The 22,319-nt window shown below is 34.2% G+C and carries 15 protein-coding genes; 10 read left to right on the forward strand and 5 right to left on the reverse strand.

Annotation, left to right across the window (positions count from 1 at the left end; translation table 11 throughout):
- Window positions 1-66: 66 nt before the first annotated feature.
- The 4 genes from M902_RS10665 to M902_RS10680 are packed head-to-tail and all read right to left on the reverse strand — an operon-like array spanning window position 67 to window position 5,809.
- Window positions 67-822 (reverse strand): hypothetical protein, encoded by a 756-nt coding sequence (locus M902_RS10665; RefSeq protein ID WP_021268509.1) that lies wholly within the window; start codon window positions 820-822, stop codon window positions 67-69.
- The gene (locus M902_RS10670; RefSeq protein ID WP_021268403.1) at window positions 819-1,871 is read right to left on the reverse strand and encodes a hypothetical protein; all 1,053 of its coding nucleotides are present in this window, start codon (window positions 1,869-1,871) and stop codon (window positions 819-821) included. The genes M902_RS10665 and M902_RS10670 overlap by 4 nt, the downstream gene beginning before the upstream one ends.
- On the reverse strand, window positions 1,858-3,819 hold the full coding sequence (locus M902_RS10675; RefSeq protein ID WP_156979815.1) for a hypothetical protein: 1,962 nt from the start codon (window positions 3,817-3,819) through the stop codon (window positions 1,858-1,860). Before M902_RS10675 ends, M902_RS10670 begins: the two co-directional genes overlap by 14 nt.
- Complete coding sequence (locus M902_RS10680) at window positions 3,779-5,809, reverse strand: (Fe-S)-binding protein (RefSeq protein ID WP_021268325.1); 2,031 nt, start codon at window positions 5,807-5,809, stop codon at window positions 3,779-3,781. The genes M902_RS10675 and M902_RS10680 overlap by 41 nt, the downstream gene beginning before the upstream one ends.
- Window positions 5,810-5,914: 105 nt before the next feature.
- Between M902_RS10680 and M902_RS10685 the strand changes: the two genes are divergently transcribed.
- On the forward strand, window positions 5,915-6,907 hold the full coding sequence (locus M902_RS10685; protein ID WP_021267998.1) for a hypothetical protein: 993 nt from the start codon (window positions 5,915-5,917) through the stop codon (window positions 6,905-6,907).
- Here the strand turns inward: M902_RS10685 and M902_RS10690 are convergent.
- Window positions 6,904-7,752 (reverse strand): Hsp33 family molecular chaperone HslO, encoded by an 849-nt coding sequence (locus tag M902_RS10690; RefSeq protein WP_021268249.1) that lies wholly within the window; start codon window positions 7,750-7,752, stop codon window positions 6,904-6,906. The genes M902_RS10685 and M902_RS10690 overlap by 4 nt on opposite strands.
- A 76-nt stretch (window positions 7,753-7,828) precedes the next feature.
- Here M902_RS10690 and M902_RS10695 point away from each other — a divergent pair, with 76 nt between their 5' ends.
- The 9 genes from M902_RS10695 to M902_RS10735 all read left to right on the forward strand — a co-directional run bounded on the left by M902_RS10695 (window position 7,829) and on the right by M902_RS10735 (window position 22,318).
- Window positions 7,829-10,135, forward strand: a complete 2,307-nt coding sequence (locus M902_RS10695; protein WP_021267862.1) for a PD-(D/E)XK nuclease family protein — start codon at window positions 7,829-7,831, stop codon at window positions 10,133-10,135.
- Complete coding sequence (locus M902_RS10700; protein WP_021267922.1) at window positions 10,135-13,332, forward strand: exodeoxyribonuclease V subunit beta; 3,198 nt, start codon at window positions 10,135-10,137, stop codon at window positions 13,330-13,332. The genes M902_RS10695 and M902_RS10700 overlap by 1 nt, the downstream gene beginning before the upstream one ends.
- A 77-nt stretch (window positions 13,333-13,409) precedes the next feature.
- Window positions 13,410-14,123, forward strand: a complete 714-nt coding sequence (locus M902_RS10705) for an outer membrane beta-barrel domain-containing protein (RefSeq protein ID WP_021268060.1) — start codon at window positions 13,410-13,412, stop codon at window positions 14,121-14,123.
- Window positions 14,124-14,134: 11 nt separating this feature from the next.
- Complete coding sequence (locus M902_RS10710) at window positions 14,135-15,529, forward strand: hypothetical protein (protein ID WP_021268138.1); 1,395 nt, start codon at window positions 14,135-14,137, stop codon at window positions 15,527-15,529.
- A complete protein-coding gene (locus M902_RS10715; protein WP_021268235.1) occupies window positions 15,526-18,354 on the forward strand; it encodes a tetratricopeptide repeat protein in 2,829 nt (942 codons plus the stop codon). Before M902_RS10710 ends, M902_RS10715 begins: the two co-directional genes overlap by 4 nt.
- Window positions 18,354-19,241 (forward strand): hypothetical protein, encoded by an 888-nt coding sequence (locus tag M902_RS10720; RefSeq protein ID WP_021268406.1) that lies wholly within the window; start codon window positions 18,354-18,356, stop codon window positions 19,239-19,241. Before M902_RS10715 ends, M902_RS10720 begins: the two co-directional genes overlap by 1 nt.
- Window positions 19,241-19,501 (forward strand): hypothetical protein, encoded by a 261-nt coding sequence (locus M902_RS10725; protein ID WP_021268589.1) that lies wholly within the window; start codon window positions 19,241-19,243, stop codon window positions 19,499-19,501. Before M902_RS10720 ends, M902_RS10725 begins: the two co-directional genes overlap by 1 nt.
- Window positions 19,502-19,510: 9 nt before the next feature.
- Window positions 19,511-21,397, forward strand: a complete 1,887-nt coding sequence (locus M902_RS10730; RefSeq protein ID WP_021268649.1) for an AgmX/PglI C-terminal domain-containing protein — start codon at window positions 19,511-19,513, stop codon at window positions 21,395-21,397.
- Between the two features lie 159 nt (window positions 21,398-21,556).
- On the forward strand, window positions 21,557-22,318 hold the full coding sequence (locus M902_RS10735; protein ID WP_021268630.1) for an outer membrane lipoprotein-sorting protein: 762 nt from the start codon (window positions 21,557-21,559) through the stop codon (window positions 22,316-22,318).
- Window position 22,319: the final 1 nt, after the last annotated feature.

Here is a 22,319-nt window from a genome sequence, read left to right on the forward strand (position 1 = left end):
TTATTTCTTTTAAAAATAGATGGGTAAATAGTTGAAATCCCCAAAAAGTACACGCCACCTTTAATCTTACTCCCAGTTTTCGACGGGCTCTGGCAGCTCTTGAGGGGCCTTGTAATCAGGGTCTTTGCTAGGCGCGTTGTTAAAGAGAAGCTTATCAACTTGTCTTCTGGCCTTGATCAGATCAATGTCATTTATCGAGATATAAGAGATATCATTATCTTTTTTGTAAGTTGCGGCCGTAATACTTAAATTACGATTTAGGGAGTTGAGAATTTCTAGGTTTGTCTTTAATAGTGTTGCATTACGAATTGAACTTGGCTTCCTTAGCGTATCAATCCAATATTGTAGATAGCTAATTCGGTTCATGAAGACCTTTAATTCTGGTGAAATTTTTAAATCTCTATTTTTAATATAAGCGTTGTACTCTCTTAAATTTCTATTTGTTAATAACTCACCAATATCTTTTAAAATCTTCGCAGATATTGTTTTTGAAAATGGAAAATTAGCTTCGATGGATTTAATATTCTGATCAAGCTCATTGTAGAGTGCTTGAGAGATATTTACATGCTCATACTGTTTATTCAACTTTGTATTTAAGATAGTGTTTAGAATCATTAACTCGATAAAATCATTATCAAGAGGTGAGGTCAGATTCTTACTAAGTCCAATAATATACTCTTGGTTTATCTTACTATTAAGATAAAGCTCTGTTACCAAATTCTTAAGCATCGGACTAAGACTTGGTGAAAATTTAAGCTCTTGTTGTGTTGGTTCAGATGCAAAAATTTTGAATGTGATAAGTAATATGATTAGTAATCTCATAGTTTTGATTTAATCTCTTTATTGATACTAAATTTCCCTTCCTTATTCTTTAACAAGTAGATCTTGTCCTTATAAGGAACTAAGATTGATTTATTATGAAGCACAATATTTGAAATATAGTTCAAATCAGTTCTTTGGTAGAGCTTCTTATCTTCTAGGTTGAAAGACACAATCTCTCTTTGATTAAAGAGGTTAGAGTTCTCACTTTTTAATGTCAAAATAAAGAATAGCTCATTATTTAGAATGTTTAAATTGAAGGCCGGTCCTGACTGAGTGTTTATAAGTGGAGTTCTTTTTGTAAAATCTACTCTTCCTTTTTCTAACTCTGTTAAATCCATATATGGATTCTTACCACCAGATGATTCGAGGATGAATACTTTATTGTCGGAACTCGCTAGGCTGATTACCTGATTTGCTTTATCGAACTGGTGAAGAAGATAATTTTTCTTAGAACGATTATTAAAAATATTAAGATTGATTTTAAATTCAAGATTCTTGTCTGTGTAATAGATAAGACTATCATCAAATATCTCTACTTCACTCTGGTGAAGTATATCTTTTGTTATTAGCGGAATTGAAAATCGATCGAGATTGTTTTTTATATTTACGACTTCAATATATAACTTACTTTCGTCTTCTTTTGTGTAAGAGATATAATTACTTTTATGATGAAATTTTGGGTAGCTACCTTTTCCAACGAAGTCTAATTGATTCTTTTTGATATGATAAAAATATATTTCTGATTCAGAGATGTATGAAAAGTCTTTGTAGTGTTCACCTTTAACGCTAATGATATAGAGATCATCAGATGCCTTAATAACATCAAATTCACTATCCGTTTTCTTTTCTAAGACTGTGTTGGCGCGATTCTTTGCTGAGTATGCTATTGCATTCTTTCCTTTTAAGTAGAAAGTAATTCCATTTAAATCGTCATATTTTAGATTGTGAACGTTTTGCCTCGTGGATAACTCAAGTAGTGCTGACTTCGAAAACACACTTATCGCAAGAAGTGATGAAGTAACGAGTTTTGTGAAATTAGTAAAGGCCATATAACTCCCAATTCTTTAGAGGGCTCAATGTTGAATACCTAGAAAGAGCAGTAAAGGCATTCGCCCACAATACTGAGCGAGGAGAGTTAATATCATCCATGGCACTTCTAAAGCTTAGGTAAGTGTTATTATTAATTTCACTGTATCCATCAATAATAAATGGCATTGGTGTACAAACCCCGATCTTTCTGAGTTGATAGTGAGAAGGGTAAATATCCTCTGCACATCCTTGGCCGTGAATAATTCCATTCTTTTTGTTATCTAAAAAGAACTTTAAAGAAGTAAGTGAATTGATTTCTTGTTCTTTAATATTCAAAACAGATAGAATTCTACTGTGAATGTCAGCATCAGATGAGTTATACTTTGTCTTAAAGTAGTCAAAGGTAAGTGAGCCTTCACTCCAGATCTCAAGTGCCTTACGGTTATCAATCATCACATCGTATTTACAACTTTCAGAACGACAGGCAAGCTCTTGTGGAACAATCCAGCATCCTGCCTTATACTTAAGGCGAAGCGGGTTATATTGCTTTTTAGAAACTTGTTCACACTTAATTCTGCTTGAGATTATTTTTGTTTGAAATAGTGCATTTGCAACAACCATATTTAAAGCATTGTAATTTTCTTTTGAATTTCCAGGAATAAAAGGTAGACACTTTTTCCCATTGTTAGAACTATAGCAAATACGAAGTGGCCACTTTTCTTCTTCATCTGATTCAAGATATAGGCCGTAGATTTTCTCGTATGATGGGAAAACGCAGTCTTTGCTCTTAATATCATTAGTTGCAAAATGCTTAATCACTCGTGAACCATTTACGATAGCAAAATTACCAATATTTCTTGGGCAGTCATTGAAATTATTCTTTAGTCTCGAAAGCTTTAATGTTTCAGAGATCTCATGACAACTAGGCATTGGGTAGAGGACTGATCCTATTGCTGGCCCCTGAGTCATACAACGATTTGGTTCTTTTCGTAAAAGTGAAATACATTTTAAATAATCTAGTTCTGACAATTTATCTTCTTCTGAGTTTTTTGATAAAATATTACGGCAGCGCACTTCAATGTAATCAGGAGACTTTTGTTTATTTATAATTAATGACCAAAAATCTTGCTTAGAATAGTTTTTACAAAATAATTCTTCACGACTTAAGTTACTACAAAAATTCTTAAAATATAAAATGTCTCTTTCGCTAATCTCATCAGTATAGGTCTTAGATTGTCGTCTTAGAGAGTTAATATAGCTTCGCTCTGAAATACTAAGTGAATTATCTCTTAATCTTTGTGAGAGGTTATCTGCTAATTTAATTGTGTAGGGGGCACTACAGATATGGTCAAGATTGATGTTACTCTTTAAGTCCTTGTATTGATTAAGACACTGAGTTTGATTTTTTGGAAATTTAGGAGTTAACTTTTTGAAAGTATCCTTCAATAGTCCTTTTTCAAATAGACGAGATTGCTTAAATGAGAGTCGGCAATTGCTCTTATAATAATGCGCCAAGAAGGCATCAATTGGAACGAGGGCCGTTGAAGTAGAGCTCCCTGATGTAATTGTTGTTTCTACATTTAAAAGAGGTCGATTGTTGATTCTAATTAGACGATTTTTTAATAGGGTATATATTGAGCACTTATTCACATGAAATAATTCTGTAAAATCTTGTTCACTATAAAGAATGATTGCATTTAATTGCCTCTTTGATAACTCAATGGCCTCTTCATCTTTAAAGTTTTGTCTAAAAACTACCTTATCACTTGGAGGGTTAAGAATTTTGTCATTAATCTCATTTTGAAAAGTATTTAACTTTTCTTCAAATGTTTCTAATAGGCTGGTTTGATTTTCTTGAGTGGTTTGGGCAAGTATTTGATTTTGAAAAAAGCTAGGCCCAGCTAGAACTGAGCCTAGTATAATTGATTTAATCGATAGTTTTTGCAAGGATTGAAGCAACGTCTTCAATCTCAAGGTTTTCAGTACCTGTTTTTTCGCTAATTCCACCCTTAAAGTTTATCATACAGAAAGAGCAGGCCGTAGCTAATTTATCAACTTTCTTTTCACCTACATGCTCTAGGCGTCCAGCAGCTAAATCTGTACCAGCTTCAACTTCATACCACATATTTCCACCGCCCATTCCGCAGCATAGGGCAGTATCTTCTTTCTTATCCATTTCTTTGATCTCAACACCAGCTGCCTGAAGAATTTCTCTAGGAGCATTGTATTCACCGTGGTGACGACCTAAGTAACATGGATCGTGGAAAGTAAGATTTTCTTCAACTTTCTTTTCTGGCTTTAATTTTCCAGAACGTAGTAGGTCTGCAAGAAGTTCAGTGTGGTGAACTGTTGTAAAGTCACCATCATCAAATTTAGCATATTCCTTGCCAATTGTATGAAGACAGTGTGGACAGTGAGTTACTACTTTATCGAAGTCGTATTGTCTCATATTAGCAATATTCTCAATCGCAATTTCAAAGAATGAGTATTCATCTCCAAAGCGTCTGATTGGGTCACCATTACATTTTTCTGTTTTCCCCATAACGGCAAATGATACACCTGCTTTCTTTAGAAGCTTAACTGTATCTTGAACAACTTTTTGGTTAGAGGCATCGTATGAACCGGCACAACCAACATAGTAAAGGTAATCAACTTTCTTGCCTGCTTCGATTACTGGTACATCAAGACCATCGGCCCACTTGAAGCGATCATCTTGAGAGATACCCCAAGGGTTTCCGTTAATTTGAACTTTTTGAACTGCTGTTGCAGCATCTGCAGGAATTTCACCAAGGGTTAGAGTTTTGTATCTTTTAGCACCCATAATAATATCAACGTGCTCAATATTTGCTGGACACTCTTCCATACAAGCACCACATGTCGTACATGAGTCTAGCTCGATTGAAGAGTAAGTTGTATTTTCCCAGAAGTCTGCATCAGTTTCGCCTTTGGCCGCTGTTTCAAAAGCAAGGTCACGAGCTTTTGTAATGATTTTCTTAGGGTCTAGAGGTCGCTCCGCAAGATTTGCAGGACATACTTGTGTACAACGTCCACACTCAACACATGCAAGAAGGTCAAGTTTGTTCTTAAGAGTAAGCTCGGAGATTTTACCTAGACCGAAAGTTTCAGCTGTTTCATCTTCAAAGTTCATTGGCTCAAGAACAGCACCACGTCTTGGTGGAGTTACTAGAGCAGCAAATGGAAGTACGAAGATATGTGAGAACTTTGTTGTTCCACAAGCAGCAACAAATAACATTGTATTTGCCATGTGAACCATCCACATTGCGCGATATGAGTACGCCCAAGTTTGTTCTGAAAGTGGGATTGCTGAAAAGATTGTTGCAAGGAACCAACCAACCGGCGACCAAGTTGCTTCACCAACAGGCATACCAGTTCCCATAATCCTTACACCTTCAATTAAGTAACCAAGAACAACAAGACAAATTAGCATAGCGTACATAAATAACTCTTGCTTTGGTCTCGTTGCTTGTAGGTAATCAGGTTTATCAATATATCTTCTTTTGTAAGCAAGTCCGATTCCTGCAAGAACCATAAGTCCTGCCATATCAGCTAGGAAAGAGATAACGATATAAACAGGTCCTTTATAAATTTTAAAAGGAGTATCTGCGTGAATGGCAACTAAGTCCGTGGCAATCCAAAGGATAACAAATCCCCAAAAGATTAGGCCGTGAAAAAGTGCAACATTTCTAAAACGTGGAACTTTACCTGTTAGAAGCATTGTCTTAAAGAATGCTCCCCAGTTTAGTTTTTCTGGCAGAAGGTCTTTTAGGCCTTTAATGGCATCAACACCTTTCTTTCCAGTGATAAATTGAATTTTTTGATACAGACCTTTGAACATAACAAAGACTGCCGCAAAAAATAGGATGTACATGACAACCTTAAACGAGAATGGAATATTCCAAAATATTTCTCGCGTGGCAGCATCAAGAGTTTGATTCATTTCTTCCCTCGCTTACTTTTTAAACATGAATATTAATTTTAATAATTTCAATCTTATATATATGATAATATATCATAAGAATCCCTATTTAATGAGTCGGAAATTATGATGTACGATAAAAAAAACTTAATATTTTTATTACTTCTCGGAATATTTTTTTCATGTTCGAGAGTTAATACGATTAACTTAAAGAAGCATTCATTTAATAACTATCCACAAAACCTAATCTTTATTCAAATACCCGGTTTAAGTGAAGAACACATGGGTTATCTGCATTTTAAAAATCTAAATTATACGGCCAAGACTGAGTTAGAAAACTTCGCCTGTTTTGGAAAAATGTGGTCATATAATATGATGACAATTACTCCAAGTATTGAGGATCAGCTACTGGCCCAAATTAACGGTTATGGTTTGGCTAATCAAACATGCGATAAATATCAAAGAAAGAGTCTTTGGGATGTGTTTGTTAATTCTGGATATAGTAACTCGGTCATCTATCGAGGGAAGGCACCGAACTTAGGAAAGATAAATAAGTGTAATGCAAATTTTTATCAAAATACTCGTTTATTCATTTCAGGTGCAAAAACTGTAAATGAAGCAAAGTCTTTTCATTTTCAAAAGTCAGCTGAGTATAAGATTGGTGAAATATACAAAGACCAGTCTTGTCGTGGTGGTAAATGTTTTTCAAATACGATGAATCTTTTTGAGCATATCTTTGATTCAATGAATGATTCAAATCGTCGATTTGTAAACATTGTTGATTACGATCTTTATGAGATCTTAAAAAAACAGGATGCAAAGGAGTTTGCAAAATATATGTCTTACCTTAATAATTTCTTAGCTCAGGTAAGAAAGAAGGTTAGTACAACAAACGACTACTTAATTGTTGTAAGCTCGGTATCTCCAAAGGCTATTGATTGGCGAAAGGTTAATAAGAAATGGAAATCAATTCCGATTGCTTCAAATAAGAAATCACAATTGATGTCTCCTGTTTGGGCCGATGGTGCACTTGCTGAAAATTTTTGTGGAATTTATCTTGAGTCGGATTTAAACGGCCGCTTCTTCTGGCGATCAGAAGAAACGACTCTTCCGTTTTAGTGTAGATTTAAAATACTATTTACTTCATCTTTTGTGATTAGATATGCTGTTTTACAGTAATCACACTTAGTTTCAATTGAAGCATCATTGTGAAATACATCAGCAAAACCACTAGAGCGAACAACTCCTGCTACACCTGTGACCATACGGTCTCTTGAGCAGTTACACTTAAATTTAATTTCAGTTGATTTTAAAAAATCAAAATCGAGTTCTTCAAAAGCTTTTTGAATTTCATTATCCTCATTTAGAGCTTGTTTGAAAATATTATCGAAGTTCTCTTTGTTTTGCTTGATATAATCTTTTAAGCTTACAGACTCAACGATCTCTTCTTTATCAACATTTACTTCGGGAAGCTTAGTGAGAAGTATAACCTGATCACTGTCATCACTGATAATAACTTGAGACTTCATCTGATAAGATTTATCAAAGAAGTCATTCATAAGCTCTTTGATAGAGCGATTATCGACATTGATAATACTCGTATATGGAGTTTTACTATATGGAAATTGTTTTGCTGTTCTAAGCTTGCCACTAATTTTCTCTGGTACGGCCGGAAGATCTTCTGGAAGAATTAGAGTTCTAAAAAAACCGGCCTGGTTCATCTCTAGCTTAAAGCGAAAGTAAGGGTTTTCAGAATCAATAAAGATTCCCATATTTTCTTGAGGCTTTAAAAAATTAATTATAGGAAGAATTGAAAGAGTACAATCTCTAAAGAATCCGAAACCCTGATTATTGACACTGTGAATAAGTGCTAGATCATGGATAACTTTTTGACCTTCTAGAAAAGAAATTGCGAAGGTTTTCTCTTTATTAATGAAGTTGAATAGACGGCTTTCTTTAATCACAGTAAAATTCTCCTTGTAGGCGCTTTTGTATATATCGTTTTTTACTTAAAGTGTCATTTAAAAAGGCTAATATTACGTGTTAAACCTCTATTTATATAAAAATCATTTTGATGAGTTATTTGTAGAAAATGAAAATATTGATAACTGGCAAATTATTTGTCCTTCGCCGCAGCGTTCAGACTTGTATCGCGATTATCTTATTCGTAAAGGACATGCGAAGAATAGTGAAACCATTACTGTTGCTAAGTTTCTATCGGATCATATTAGTTTAACTGATGAACAAGCTAAGTTGTCAAAGTCTGAGCTTATGGTTGATCTTTGGACATTTTGGAAATCTGCCGTCAATGATGATTATGAGAAGTTTCACTTTTGTTTTGAACTATTTACCGAAGTTCGCTCATTTGACTTAAGTGGCGCTCTTATCGAAGAGTTGAGTCAGTTGGCCACACTTGAAAAAGATTGTATTTCAGGTTTAATGAGATTTCATACTTACCTTGAAACATTTCATATTGTTGATGAACAAAAATCTTATCAATTAGTGAGTGAAAGCTTTAGGCCGCAAGAGAATGTGGGTTATATATTTATTGGTTTTGACCACCTTAATGCAAACCAGATTGATATGTTAAAAGGGATGGGAAAAGTGGCCAGTGTTTTTGTCCCATTTGAGAAATCTGTTTTTAATCAATGTGATAATAAAATCTTTTGGCCGAACTGGATTGAGCTTGAACAAGCAAAAGAGGCAGAAGAGTTAGAGTGGATATCTAGTGAATATATTTCAATACCTTCTGGAAGAAGTGCTGAATATTTAAGTGATTTAATCTCAGGTGAAAAACAAATTTTAAGTTTTTCTAATGGTTTAGACTTAACTCAAGTGAACTCAATTCTTCTTGCGCAAAAAAGGTTTAAAACTGACTTTGCACTATTCTTTACTAGTGTTGATCAACTTACTTCAAAAGTTCAAGAACAGCTTAATTTAAACAAAGGTCATCTAACGGCAGAGGAACTAATTACTTTCCTCGATAAGCTTGCTCTATCTCATATGAATGAAAATGGCTTTATGCTCTTTAAAACGATTCTAGCTTTCAAGAAAGAAGTGATTAGTTTTAGTGAGAAGGCTACAGTGAATGAAAATATCTATAACGCTGACTTGAAGCTTTTAAAAGAAGTTCTAGGATTAAATCTTCCAAGAACATCTGTCGTAAATATTTCAATGACTGATACCGGTACAATTGGAACAAGAGATAATTTATTAACATTTGAGAATGCTGATCAACAATACCTTTATATTTCTAAAGATGACTTAGGTGCCTTAAGTTCTTCTCAACGATTTTCAAATGACGTGCTTGTTATTTTTAGTGCGTTTGGCCCTCTACAAAGTAAGAATCTTGATATTGTAATTTTAAGAAATCAAATTAGGCGATTTATAAAGAGTGGTGGAAGCTTAATATTAGAAGAAGGTTTAACTCATGGGAGTTCGATAGCTGAAAACTTATTTGAGGGTGTTGAACTAAACCCAGAACACATGGATGGAAGTAAAAGAAAGAGTTTTGAAACGGTTTATGACCAAAAAGCTACTGTCCCTGAGAAACTATCACCATCTTTTATTCAGACATATATTGATTGTCCAAAAAAATGGCATCTAAAGTACGCCCAACGTGTTGATCTCGATGTTTCTTCTTCGGCCTTTATTGATCGTCGCTATATTGGAACAATTAATCACAGTGTTATCGAGTCGTACTTAGAATTACATGAACATTATGATCGAGGAATACTTAAGGAGCTAATTTCTAATACCTTCAAACGATTTATTGATGAGAAGTCACTACTTCCCGAAAAAATTGATATAGAAAGCTTAAAGCTCTCTGTTGAATCTTACTGTAGTGGAATTATTTATAAACTACTTGAGATTAAAAATGAAAAAAATGTAGAGTTCTTTTTTGAAAGAGATATCTCAAAAGTAAACGAAAGCTATAAGGGATCAATCGACTTAGTTATTAAAGATGGAAGTGATTATTATATTTATGACTTCAAGACATCTGGAGGTGCTATTCCGTCAAAAACAGATATTAATGAATTTCGAAAAATTCAGCTTCTTGCCTATTTTGAGGCTTGGGGCATAGAGCACCACTTAAAAGGTGGAGGCTACCTTTGTCTTGAAAATTTAAAAGATTCAATATTTCTAGGTGAAGAAAAGTTTTTTAATGAATTCCATTCAAGAACAAATAGAATAGAAAGTTATAATAAAGAAGAGTTTAATGAGTTTATGAGTGAAACAATGGTTTCAATGAGAAAAGCCGAGTCATGGCCGGCAAATCCCCTGAACTCTAGTATATGTACCTTCTGCGTTGCAAATCCAATTTGTGCAAAAGGTGGAGATAAATAATGGCCATTCAATTAAATTCAGAACAAGAAAAAGCAGTTATGCATAATGGTGGTGTACTTCTTAATGCTGGAGCAGGTTCTGGTAAGACTAGAGTTATTATTGAACACTTAGCATATTTAATTGAGAAGAAATACGATGCTCTTTTCGAAGCTGGTAATACTGACATTTTAGGACAGCTTAAGTCATACCTCTCTAAGATTGTAGTGATGACGTTTACAAAAGAAGCGGCCGGAGAGTTACAGTCTCGTATGTTTGATCGCTTCTCAAGTGTGAATGATAGCACTAAGAAAAAAATAATTGATGAAGCTCTTGAGTCACTTGGTATTTCAACTATTCATAGTTTTTGTTTGAAATTAATTAAACGTGGTTATATTTTTGGAGCACCGGCCAATCTTGATATTGTTGATCGTTTCAAAATAAATGTAAAAATTGAAGAACTAACCAAACAATGGTTCGCACGTAACTTGAAAGAACAAAAGATTGAAATATTCTTAAAGAATATTGATGCGCTTGTAAGTTCGATGCAATTTGTATTTGCAAGCCCTGAACTAAGGTATGAATGGTCAAGTATCGATGTAAGTGATGTCTCATTCAATGAGGGTGAATATTTCGATAATATATTAGGTCTACTTGGTTGTAATGAAGTCTTTAGTAACCACTATTCAAGCGATACATACTCTGATGAGCATAGCAAGAAAGCTTGGTGGAAGCACCTTAATGCATCTGAATCTTTTTTCTTGTCTAAAAATTATAGTTGGGAAAATATAAAACGTTTTTGTGAAATCTATAAGTCTAATAAGCCTCGAAAATCGAAAGGAATACCGTTAGAGGTTGGAGAGCTTATTGATCAATGTAACTCTCTATTAAAGTTCTATGATAAGGAATCTGAAAACTACGATGCCTTCTTTGAGCATAAAGAAATATACCGTGAGTGGCTAACTCTATATAAAGAGTTATTTAATTATATTGAAGAACATTATTATAATTACCCTGGAATTGATTTTTCAGATATTGAATACTTAACTCTTAAGTCGTTAGAGGAGAGCGAAGAATCGCGTAGGCTATGCCAAGAAAATTTTGATTATATTATTGTTGATGAGTATCAGGATACCTCTCCCGGACAGTATCAGATTATAAAACATGTTATTGGTGAAGAATTTAATCGCTTAATGTGTGTTGGAGATCGAAAACAGGCCATTTACGGATTTAGAGGTGGAGAAATTGCAGTCTTTAACCAAACAGAACGAGTAATTCCTCAGAATCTCTATATGTCTAATAACTATCGTTCTGAAGAAACGGTCGTAAACTTTAATAACCAGTTCTTTGAAACAATTTTTGGCCTAGGGGAAAAGTATCAAGGTCATGATAAGTATAGTGTGAAAGTGGATTATCAAAGCTACCCAGATGTAAAAGAAGCAGGTTTAGGAACTGTGAAGTGTCACAAAGTAGATCTAGAGCTTGAATTAGAAAAGAAGTCTTCCACTGTATATGATAATATTGAAGCCTCTGCAATTTGTGAGTTAATTAAACGTAAGCAAAGTGAAAATCCTAGTGAAGAGATATGTATATTGTATCGTACTCTTGCGCCCTCGAAACAGCTAATTTCTAATCTTATGTCGGCGTCAATTCCATTTGTGGCCCAAGTTAAAATTCCGTACGGGGAAGATCCACTTGTTATTATATTTAAGGCATTTGTGAATTTCTTAATAGAAGGTGTTAAGGAAGGTGCTGACGAAAAAAGGCTTAAAGCAATAGCTCGATATTATAATTTCATAATTGAAGGGGTTTGTGGCCACTACTATGAATCATATCAAAGTATGGATATATTAGACTTGATTAAGGTGAAAGATACTTATCTCAATAGTAATATTGAATACGCGTTTTGGTCATTTGTTTTTGACCTAGGCCTATCAAGTTCTGCTTACAAAAATAACTCCGAAAAAATTAATGGAATTATTGGTGGTGCAAAAGGGGATATTGATCAAATATATAAAATTCTTAAATCTCTAGAAAAAGACTCCTATAGTGCAAGCTTCTCTTATCTTTCTCAACCAAAAGTGAGAATTATGACGACTCACGCTTCTAAAGGATTAGAGTTTGATACGATTGTTTTAGGTGGTATTCACACAAATGGGCGTACTGTTGTGGATAAATCAAAGTTTGGTGCACTTCCTGGTGCACTATCTTGGAGTGCTGATATCAATAGTAAGAAATTAAACTCATCACCTAACTTAATTTTAGAGAAGTTAATAAAGAAACAAAAAGAATTTTCAGAATCGAAAAGACTTTTCTATGTTGCTTGCACTAGGGCCGTAGAAAATATTGAATATTTTGATATTAGTATTAATGGTGATGATGTTAAGCACTCAGATAATAGTTGGATTGTCCCACTTCGAAATTATCAAATGAAGGCAGTTTCTCTTGAGAACTTCGATTTAGAATACACTGTTACTGAAACTACGAGACCACCAATTTATTTTCTAGATCCTTTAGGAATTAAGAATATTGAAAATAGAGTGGATATTGGCCTAATCTCTGAACTTTCAGTTACAAAGTTATCGGAACTTGCTCTTTGCTCTAGGAAATTTTACTTAAATCAAGTGTTAAAACTAGAAGATGATCTTAAAGAGTTTGCAAAAGAAAAAGAAATTGATCTACCACATACTCAAGGTATCTCTGATGTTGATCGTGGAAATCGATTACACTTTTTAGTCGAAAATTTAATTAAAGGTCGTGATCTAAAATTCAATAATAGTAATGAAGTTGAAATTGTCGGTTGGGTAGGAGATGAAATTAAGAAAACATCTCATGATAAAATTTTAAGTGAACACCAAATAAAATTTTCTTTCTTTGGTCAAATGATAACAGGAATTATTGATGGCCTAGTTTATCAAAATGGTCAGGTAGTTGAAATTTGGGACTTTAAGTCAGGATTAATAGATGATGATAAGTTGCGATCATATTTCTTTCAGTTAAAGACCTATGCACTTGGTCTAGTATTAGTTGGTGAGCAAGTTACTGAAAAAATTAAGTTAAAGGTCCTCGCACTCGACCAAAAATGCGTAATTGAAGAGGAAGTTTCAGTAGCAGATCTTGAGAGTGACCTATTTGCGACATGGAGAAACCTTACTGACTTAGTCGGAAAAAGAATTCCACACTGTTCATCATGCACGTATGGAAATTTATGCCACCAATAAGCGACTTAAATTGTAGTTAACATCTTATGTTAAAATAATCTCTGTAAATCCAACTATTTGAAAGGCAGGACGCTATAATGATTAGGATGATCTTTGTATTATTTTTAACTTTTATGACGATTAAAACTTTCGCAGCAGAAAGTGATCTCTACAATTTTTCATGGCTTGATAAAGATAAAGAAATTTATGTACTTCAAAATCGTAAGTTCAAAAAACAGCAACGCTTCTTTGTGAGTGGAGGATTCGGCAAGACTCTTTCAGGTGCATTCGTTGACTCAACCTCAATGCAGTTAAGAGCGGGTTATTTTTTTAGTGAAGAACTTGGAGCCGAGTTTATCTACTCTTCAAATTCAGGTGAAGAAAATGATACGGCCGCTTCAGTTAGAAATAGTAATGGTGGAGGTAGTGGCTCCATTCCGTTTAGAAGAATTGTAAATGACTATATTGGTGCTATGGCAACTTGGGCACCTTTTTATTCTAAAATAAATACATTCAATACTATTTTATACGTTGATTGGATCTTTGGTCTAGGTTTCGCAAAACTTAACGAAACAAATAACGGCCCAGAAGTTAGGGCAGGTTCACCAAACCCAGGTCTAACGATTGACGAATCTCACACAGGACTAATGTGGGATGTATCAACTAAGTTCTATATTAATCAATCTTGGAGTATTAGAGCAGATATAAACGGAATCCTATATCAAGCAGCACCTGCAAGGGAGTCAGGTTCAGAAAGTGACCAACTATATTCAAATATTGATCTAACTTTCGCTGTTCAGTTTGACTTATAAAGGAAGCTATTGTGTTTAAAAAAGCGCTTATAACATTTCTAATATTGGGTCAGGCTTACGCTCTTGAGTCAATATGGACCGATTTAACGAAATCAAAAAACCGCATTACTCGTTATCCAAATATCATTAAACAATTAATTGATAAAGAGATGTACCATACAGCAGTACCTTATGTGAAAGAGTACTTAGTTACATATAAAGGAAGAACGAATAAGAATTTTGAGTATCTTTTTGAACAAGTTGTATCAAAAGTAGGAGATAGACAGTTTATTCTACTTCCGGAAAGTTATCTTAAAAACATAGATTCTCCAACACTAAAGTACCTACTTGCAAAAAAACAACTGAAGAGAAGAAAGTACAAGGAAGCACTACAAACTTTAAACGGAACTATCCCCGCTGCTCACCCTGTTAAGCCATTTGCCTTACACCTTGAAGGTGTAGCATTTACGATGCTAAGAAGCTTTAAGGCGGCAGTCGGTGCATTTGAAAATTGTATTGATCAATCAACAAGTAGTAATGACGAAGTTCGTGCAAGGCAACTTCAAATTAATCAAGACTACTGCTTGGCCGGTATTGCTCGAGTAAAATATGAGCAAAGAAATCTAGAAGCTTCTGAACTAGCATTTATTGATATTGATAAAAGATCATATATATGGCCTGAATTACTAATTGAAGAGGCTTGGAATAGTTATTACAAGGGAGACTATAACAGGACTCTTGGTAAGCTTGTAACATACAAAGCTCCTGTTCTAAATTATGTAGTTAATCCTGAAATTAATGTTTTAAAGGCCCTTAGTTATTATAAATTATGTCTTTATGATGATATGTCCAATATCATCGATGATCATTACAAAGAATTTGATAAGTCTAAGCAAGTAATTGATAGGATGCTTGCTAAAAAGCATTCACTTGAGTGGTACTTTAAATTTATCAATAGTTATGTTGATGGGAAGAAGTATTACGATTCATTGACGAATAAGCTTCTTGAGAATGTAAGAAAAGATCCAGCATTCATTCAGCTTTATAAGAGTTATAAAGATGGGCTAAGAGAAATTAAATCAATTAAAAAAGTTAGAAATAGAAGACTCAGAAAAATTCTTGCGATAAACTTAAAAGATTCACTGTTTTTACAGCAGAAGCTTATAGGGTCATATGTAAAGAAGGTTTTTAAGCTAACTTCAGCTCAGTTAGAAAAATCATTTGTAGGTTTGAGTTATTTAAGACTTGAAGCTTTAAATGCAAGAAAAGCACGCTTGTATAGTGGAATTACTGATACGGGCGCAAGGGGTGACATTAAATACCTTAAGAGAAACTCAAAACAATACTTTTGGTCATTCAATGGTGAGTTTTGGGCAGATGAATTAGGTGATTATGTATTTGCTCTTCGATCGGAGTGTCAGAAATGATTAAGGTTTTATTATTTGCAACTCTTATAAGTTTTAATTCTTTTGGTATCAAACTTAATACTAAAAGAGATCGTATTGTTTCAGTAATCGATATGGAGCTTAAAGAGCTTGTACGTATGAAACGATTTTCAAAAAACGATACAATGCTCGATTTACGTATGGCCGAGCTTAATTTAGAAAAGGGCCGAATCATTCGTGAACAAGAGAATGAGAACTTTTTTAATTTAGATATTAAGGTTAAGAAGCGTATTGATCGTAAGAAGTTTTTTGCAGAATCTAGCTCTTACTACAATCGCGCACAACAGATTGGCCTAGCAATCTTAAAAAAGAGACCAAATGCAAAGGCCCGTTCACATATCTACTATATTCTAGCTTATAATGAACTAGAGAATGTTCAAATGGATCGTGCAAAGTCATTATTTGTTAAGTCCGTTAAGTCGGCGCCAAAGAATGACCTAATTGGTGTAAAATCACGTCTTGCACTAGGTGATATCTACTATCGAGAAGGGGACTTTAATAAGTCTAAGAGATACTACGATACTGTCATCTATAAAATTAAAGATGATAAATGGTATACAAAGTACTTATACAATCTAGCTTGGTCAAACTTTAGAGTAGGAAAGAAGAATACTGCGATTAAGCAGATGAAAGAAGTTCACAGCCTATCTAAGAGTCCAAAGTATATTGATAAGAAAGATATGGCCGGACGTGATGTAGGTTATTTCTATGCTGATAAAGGCGACACAAAAAGAGCACTTCAGTTTTACCAGAATGAAAAAGGAACTCCTGAGAAAAACTTCTACGATATGGGAATGTTTCTTCTTGATAAACAAAAGTATTCACAAGCCGCTAGCATGTTTAAGTCTGCATTTAATGGGAAGAATGAAGAATATAAGGCGAAGTCTTTAGTTCAACTTCTACAAATTTACGATAAGTATAACAATAACAAGAACTTTCTTGTCTTTGCTCGTTCAATTACTAAAACAAAATTGAATCCTGAACAAAGAAAAGAAGCGCTTTTTTATGTGACAAAGAGAGCAGCTCATCTTCAAAAAGAATTGGGGATGGCGCACAATAAGAAACGCCCAAAAGTCATGAGGTTTAAGGGAAGAATTGCAGCAGAGCTTTACTATATTTCGCAAGAAGTTGACTCTAGCTTAAGTGAGAGAGCGCTCTTCTACGCTGGCGAATCTTACTATGCGGCAGCTGAATATAAGCAAGCACTCTTTATGTATGACAAGGTTATCTCTTCAGATAAGACGGATAATATATACTTTAAACGTTCTCTAGCAGGTATGATTGTCGTACTAAATGATAAAAAAACATCTGCATCAATTAGATCAAAGTACTTTGAAAAAGTTTTTTCAACATATATTAAGCATGAAGATTCAAAGGTTAAAAAGAATAAGGCCGTTGAAAAATTATTCTCTTATTATGTTGATGAACAAAAAAATACTAAAAAGGCACAGGAATTATTCTTTGTTTACGCCAAAGAAAATCCAAGAGCAATTTCAAAGAATGAGGCAATGATTGGTCGAATTGTTGACTTACATAAGTCGCAAAAGAATAAGACAGATCTTATGAGCTTTGTTGGGGAATTAAAGTCAACAGGGATTCCTCTTAGAAGGGGCTTTATTACTCATTTAAATAAAATTATTCTTGTTGCTCAGTTTTCAGATATTCAAAAAGCAAATCAAAAAGGTGACAAGGTCACAGCATTAAAAGGATACCTCTTTATCTATAAAGATAAAGAAAGTACTGCAGAGGCCAAAAGAAATGCTGCTTATAATATTGCTGTTCTTTTTTATGAATCAGGTAATATTGATTTAATGTCAAAATGGTTAGAGCGCGCAATTGATGAAATGCTTCTTTCTGAGATTACTAAGTTCTATGAATCATTTAATAGTATTATTAGTGAATTATTTCTAAGGCAAAGAGTTGATGCTGGTATGGGCCTTACGCAGAAGTTATTATCAAAAACATGTTCAATTAGAAATAAGAATAAAGAGGGGCTCTTAAAAAACTATATTGTTATGGGACTTGCTACTCGAAAAGATAGCGCTGCTGTTAGATTTGTTGATGAACAATCTAAGTGTCGATTCAAGAACTCAACTTTACTAACATCATATGAACAAATCTTTGATTACTATATTGACTTTAAATTACTAAGTAAGGCCGATGCGATATATCGTCAACGTTTAAGTGCCTATACAAAGAGCTTATATAAGAAGTCTGAATATGTAGGTAAACTTTCGAAGCTTTCTAGGTCGCAGAAGAATAGTTCACGTTATGCAGGAGAGCTAAGATATATCTACAATAAAGTGAAAAAGAAGAAGAATCTAGCAATTGAAACAATAGATGAAGTCGCTTTAATGGAAGTTGATAAGTTAGAGAATGAAGTTAATAACTTTAATTCTATCTCACTTAGTTTTCCAGAGAATAAGTTTAATAACACGATGAAGCTAAAGTTTAATCGCTTGGATCGCATCCAGGGAACGGTCGCTGGTATCGTAGCAATGGGGTCAGGTGAGGCAATGGTTAAGAGTTACTCTCTTTTAATTAACTCTTTTGATCAATTCTCGTCTGCTGTTGGAAATTTTTCACCTACAGGTAAATCTGCTGAATATGTGAAATCTTTTAAGGCAAGCATGGCAAATGTTTCAGTAAACCTTGCAACTAAGTCACGTCAGTTAAAAAGAGAATTAGATAACTTAATAAATAAGAACGATGTTCTAACGAAGAACTTTGGGAGTCTGTCACGACAAGGCCTAGGTCTTCCAACAATGACAGGGCCTGTCTTAATGGATAAAAGGGGGAATCGTTAATGAAGTATTTAGCTATTCTTTCAATGCTGCTAATGTTTTCATGTGCTTCTTCGAATAAGGGGACAACTCAACAACTTGAAGATAGTGAGCATATAGAAAATCTTACAAACGCAGATTTTAAACCTAAGAGTCAGATTCGCTATAATGCAGACGCAGACTATCATTTAATTAATGACCTCGTTGATGATGTTCTCGAGGATGAGTCTCTAGACAAAGTAAAGTTAGATAAACTAGAAGAAATTGATTCAAATAAAACGGGACTTGTTGGTCTTTGTTATATGGGAAATACGAAAGAAGGACTTGCTCAACTCGATCAAATGTATGAGAAGTACAAGGCCAATCCTTCATATTGGAATCAACAAGGTATCTGCTCTTATAAGTCTGGAAATAAGAGGCTTGCAAAAGTATATTTCAACAAAGCTGTTGCTTTAGACGATAAGTATATCCCAGCAATTAATAATATTGGTGTGGTCTACGTAGATGAAGATAAAGATGCGAAGGCCATTGCAGCCTTTAAGCAAGTTTTAATTGTTAAGAAGAACAATAAGACGGCAATGTTTAACCTGGCCAATATTTACATTAGATATGGACTGTATTCAAAGTCGACTTCATTACTTAAGCGACTTTACTCGCTGAATAAGAATGATCGTGATGTAATTAATTCATTAGTTTATTCTTACCTTTTTGATGCTAAACCTAAGTATGCTTATACAATTCTTAAAGAAATGAACTCCGATTATATTGATATCCCAAGTCTTAAGATTGCGCTTTACTACTCTTTAAAGCAATTAAAGAGTGAGCATGCAATCACAATTCAAAGCGATTTAGATACTACTGATATGAACTCTAAAGATAAGGCGTTCTATCAACAAATTAGGAAGATGTAATGATGAAAGTTTTAATGTCTGCCATGTTGTTATTATTTACTACTCAAGCTTATGGACAAAAGTCTGTTAAGGAAAAAGTAGTCTATAAATATAAGAAGTTTGAACAATTTAATCTTGAAGAGATTAGTGTTGATGGAGAATTAGGTGCTCCTGGTGAAATTACAGTTTCGAGTCGCTACCTTCGTCAATTTAAAAATAAATTACCTTCAAAACCAAATTTTCATCTTGAAATGATGAAAGGTTTGGATCGTATACGCTAGGGAGTAGAAGTGGATCAAGGAAGATCATTTTATTTAAAAGGTAAAAAAGATATTCGTCTACCTCAGAAAAATCGTATTATCTTAGGGGCAAGTGACTCTTGTGATGTACGAATGAGAGGTGCTGGTATAGATGATATCCATTGTCTTATTGAGTTTGCGGACAAGGTATCAATCTACAGTATGTCTTCATTAAAACCTGTACTCGTAAATGGTGAGGAAATTGTTACAACTGAACTTAGAGGTGGGGAGACTATTACTATAGGTAATTATTCGTTCACATTTGATTCGACTGCACAACTCCCTCCTCAACAACTAATTCACCCTCAAGAGGTTGTGAAGAACTTACCAAAGCAGCCAAAATTTAATGATGAGAGAATTAGAAAGGATGAAGAGTATCAAGTTAACTATCCTCTAAGTATCGATGATAATGTAAAATTTTCTGAATATATATTTGAAGAGCCAGATGAAATTTACCCTATCTTTAAATATAGTATTGATAAAGAAGCAGCTGAAGTCATTATCCTTTTTAATGGAAAAATTGTTTCACTAGATTATGTTCCTCACAAAGATGGAAAATTCTACTTAGTAGGCTCAAATGCTAGTGGGAATGATATTGAGTTTCCATATCTAGGCAAGAAGGAAAAAGTTGAACTCCTAGATATTAGAAAGAATGATGTTGCAGTAGGAACTATTCCTGGATTTAAGCATCGTACATTCTTAAATAATAAAAATGCTAAAAGTTCTCTTCGCCGTGATGATATTCATATTTTTGAAAAAGATAATTTAAAAGTTTTTATTAGGGGAACTGAAGCTCCTCCAATTGTTAAGACGGCTCCAATCTTTAGACGTGATAAAGAATTAAGGAAATATCTTGTTTTCTGTCTTCTTTTCTTTATAGTCTTTGCAGCTGGAATGCTGAATTTTAAAGTTGATAAAGAAATAGAAAAAGAGAAGGTTCCAGAAAGAATCGCAAAAATTCTTTATCGACCAAAACAACTTCGTGTTACTAAGAAAAAGAATGTTGTTAAAAATGAAGTTAAAAAGAAAGTTGAAAAGAAGGCACCAGTTAAGCAGGCCGTCTCTAATGTTGAGAAACCAAGAAAGGTGACAAAGAGTAAGGGAGATCCAAGACAGAAGTCTACGTCTACTCCGAAAAAAGGTAAGGCCAGACAAGGCAAGCCAAATGATAAGCAAGTTGTAAGACAAAAGAAAAAGAAAGCATCTAAACCTGCACGTACAACAAATAAGAAAACAACGGTGAAGAAGTTGGCGACAAATAGAAAAAGTCGCGGAAAAGTTGATGTTTATAAATCAACATCTTTTACCTCTTCAATGAACTCTCTAATGGCCAAGGGCGGAGCTCTAAACTCTTTTAAAGCTGGCTCTGGCGCAAGTGAAAGTTTTGCAGATGATAACTCTGCACTATCGACAGGTGATTCTGCACAAGTTCAAAAAGCAGATGTAAAGGCGGAAGTAGGTTCATTAAGTAGTAAGGCGAGTGGAAAACTTTCATCATCATTTGGCACAGATGGACTTGTTCAAAAGAAACAAGTTTATATTGCTGGTGTACCGTATCGTGAGGTAATCTTAGGTTCAATGGATCGAAATGATATTATGCGAATTCTGATGGAAAACGTTCCACAGTTTAGATACTGTTACCAAAAAGAACTTGATGTTCAACAGAAAGGTATTTCTGGAGTACTTGGAATGGAATTTGTTATCGGTGCCTCTGGTAACGTGACAAAGGCAAGTGTTGCCAAAGCTGACCGAGGTGTTCCGCCAAGTGTAAAAAATTGTGTTGTTAACCATCTCAAAACAATTCAATTCCCACGTCCAAAAGGTGGGGCCGAAGTTGGTGTTCACGTACCACTTAACTTAAATTCAAGCGCTTACTAAGTTCATAAAAAAACGCTAACGCCCCTTGTTGTAAAATAAGGGGCATATTTTCAATAATTTAATGAATCCATTGTCATTATCACGAGTAAATGTTCAATCATTGTGTTGTGAATGCTACTATCTGATGGGAAAACATACCGAAAAAACACGAGGTTTCTAATGAAGATAGTTAAACTTTTATTAATGTTATTAACACTTTCTGTATTTGCTAATGATAAAGGCCTAGAGATCGCTAGGAAAATGGATCAAGCGAATAAAGGTTATATTGGTGACACATCAACGATGGAGCTTGTCCTAGTTGATTCAAGTGGTGTTGAAATTATCCGCGAAATGCTAGGAGCTTCAGGAGAATTTGATGGCGTTGACAAGAGCTTAATGGAGTTTAAAAAGCCACTTGATGTTAAGGGAACTAAGCTACTTACTTGGACATGGAAAAATGAAAAAGATGATGACCAATGGCTTTATCTTCCGTCTTTAAAGAGAGTGAAAAAAATTAACTCACGCTCAAAAGGAAGCTCGTTCATGGGCTCTGAGTTCTCGTTTGAGGATATCGGTGGTCAAACAATTGAAAAATATAATTATAAATATCTAAGAGATGACAAGGTTGGAGGACAAAAAGTTTGGGTACTTGAAAGAGTTGCAAAGGCAAAGAGTTCTTACTCTAAGGTAGTTCTTTATGTTTCTCAAAAGTATTTAGCACCAGTTAAGTCAGAGTATTACAACAAAAGAAATGAACATATAAAAACTTCTACAATGGATGACTTCAAATCTTACACTGTTGGTAAGAGAAAGATGTGGCGTGCTAATAAAATTCTTATGCTAAATCTTAACAATAAGAAGCAGTCGATTTTTAAGTGGAAGAATAGAGTTATTGGTAAGACCGTTAATGAGAATGATCTTACTAAGAGGAAGTTAAAGTAAA

The organism is Bacteriovorax sp. BAL6_X (genome assembly GCF_000443995.1).
Taxonomy (GTDB): Bacteria; Bdellovibrionota; Bacteriovoracia; order Bacteriovoracales; family Bacteriovoracaceae; genus Halobacteriovorax_A.

Coding starts and splice junctions, on each gene's coding strand:
- M902_RS10665 (WP_021268509.1), bottom strand. CDS start 822: ATGAGATTACTAATCATATTACTTATCACATTCAAAATTTTTGCATCT.
- M902_RS10670 (WP_021268403.1), bottom strand. CDS start 1,871: ATGGCCTTTACTAATTTCACAAAACTCGTTACTTCATCACTTCTTGCG.
- M902_RS10680 (WP_021268325.1), bottom strand. CDS start 5,809: ATGAATCAAACTCTTGATGCTGCCACGCGAGAAATATTTTGGAATATT.
- M902_RS10685 (WP_021267998.1), top strand. CDS start 5,915: ATGATGTACGATAAAAAAAACTTAATATTTTTATTACTTCTCGGAATA.
- M902_RS10700 (WP_021267922.1), top strand. CDS start 10,135: ATGGCCATTCAATTAAATTCAGAACAAGAAAAAGCAGTTATGCATAAT.
- M902_RS10705 (WP_021268060.1), top strand. CDS start 13,410: ATGATTAGGATGATCTTTGTATTATTTTTAACTTTTATGACGATTAAA.
- M902_RS10715 (WP_021268235.1), top strand. CDS start 15,526: ATGATTAAGGTTTTATTATTTGCAACTCTTATAAGTTTTAATTCTTTT.
- M902_RS10720 (WP_021268406.1), top strand. CDS start 18,354: ATGAAGTATTTAGCTATTCTTTCAATGCTGCTAATGTTTTCATGTGCT.
- M902_RS10725 (WP_021268589.1), top strand. CDS start 19,241: ATGATGAAAGTTTTAATGTCTGCCATGTTGTTATTATTTACTACTCAA.
- M902_RS10735 (WP_021268630.1), top strand. CDS start 21,557: ATGAAGATAGTTAAACTTTTATTAATGTTATTAACACTTTCTGTATTT.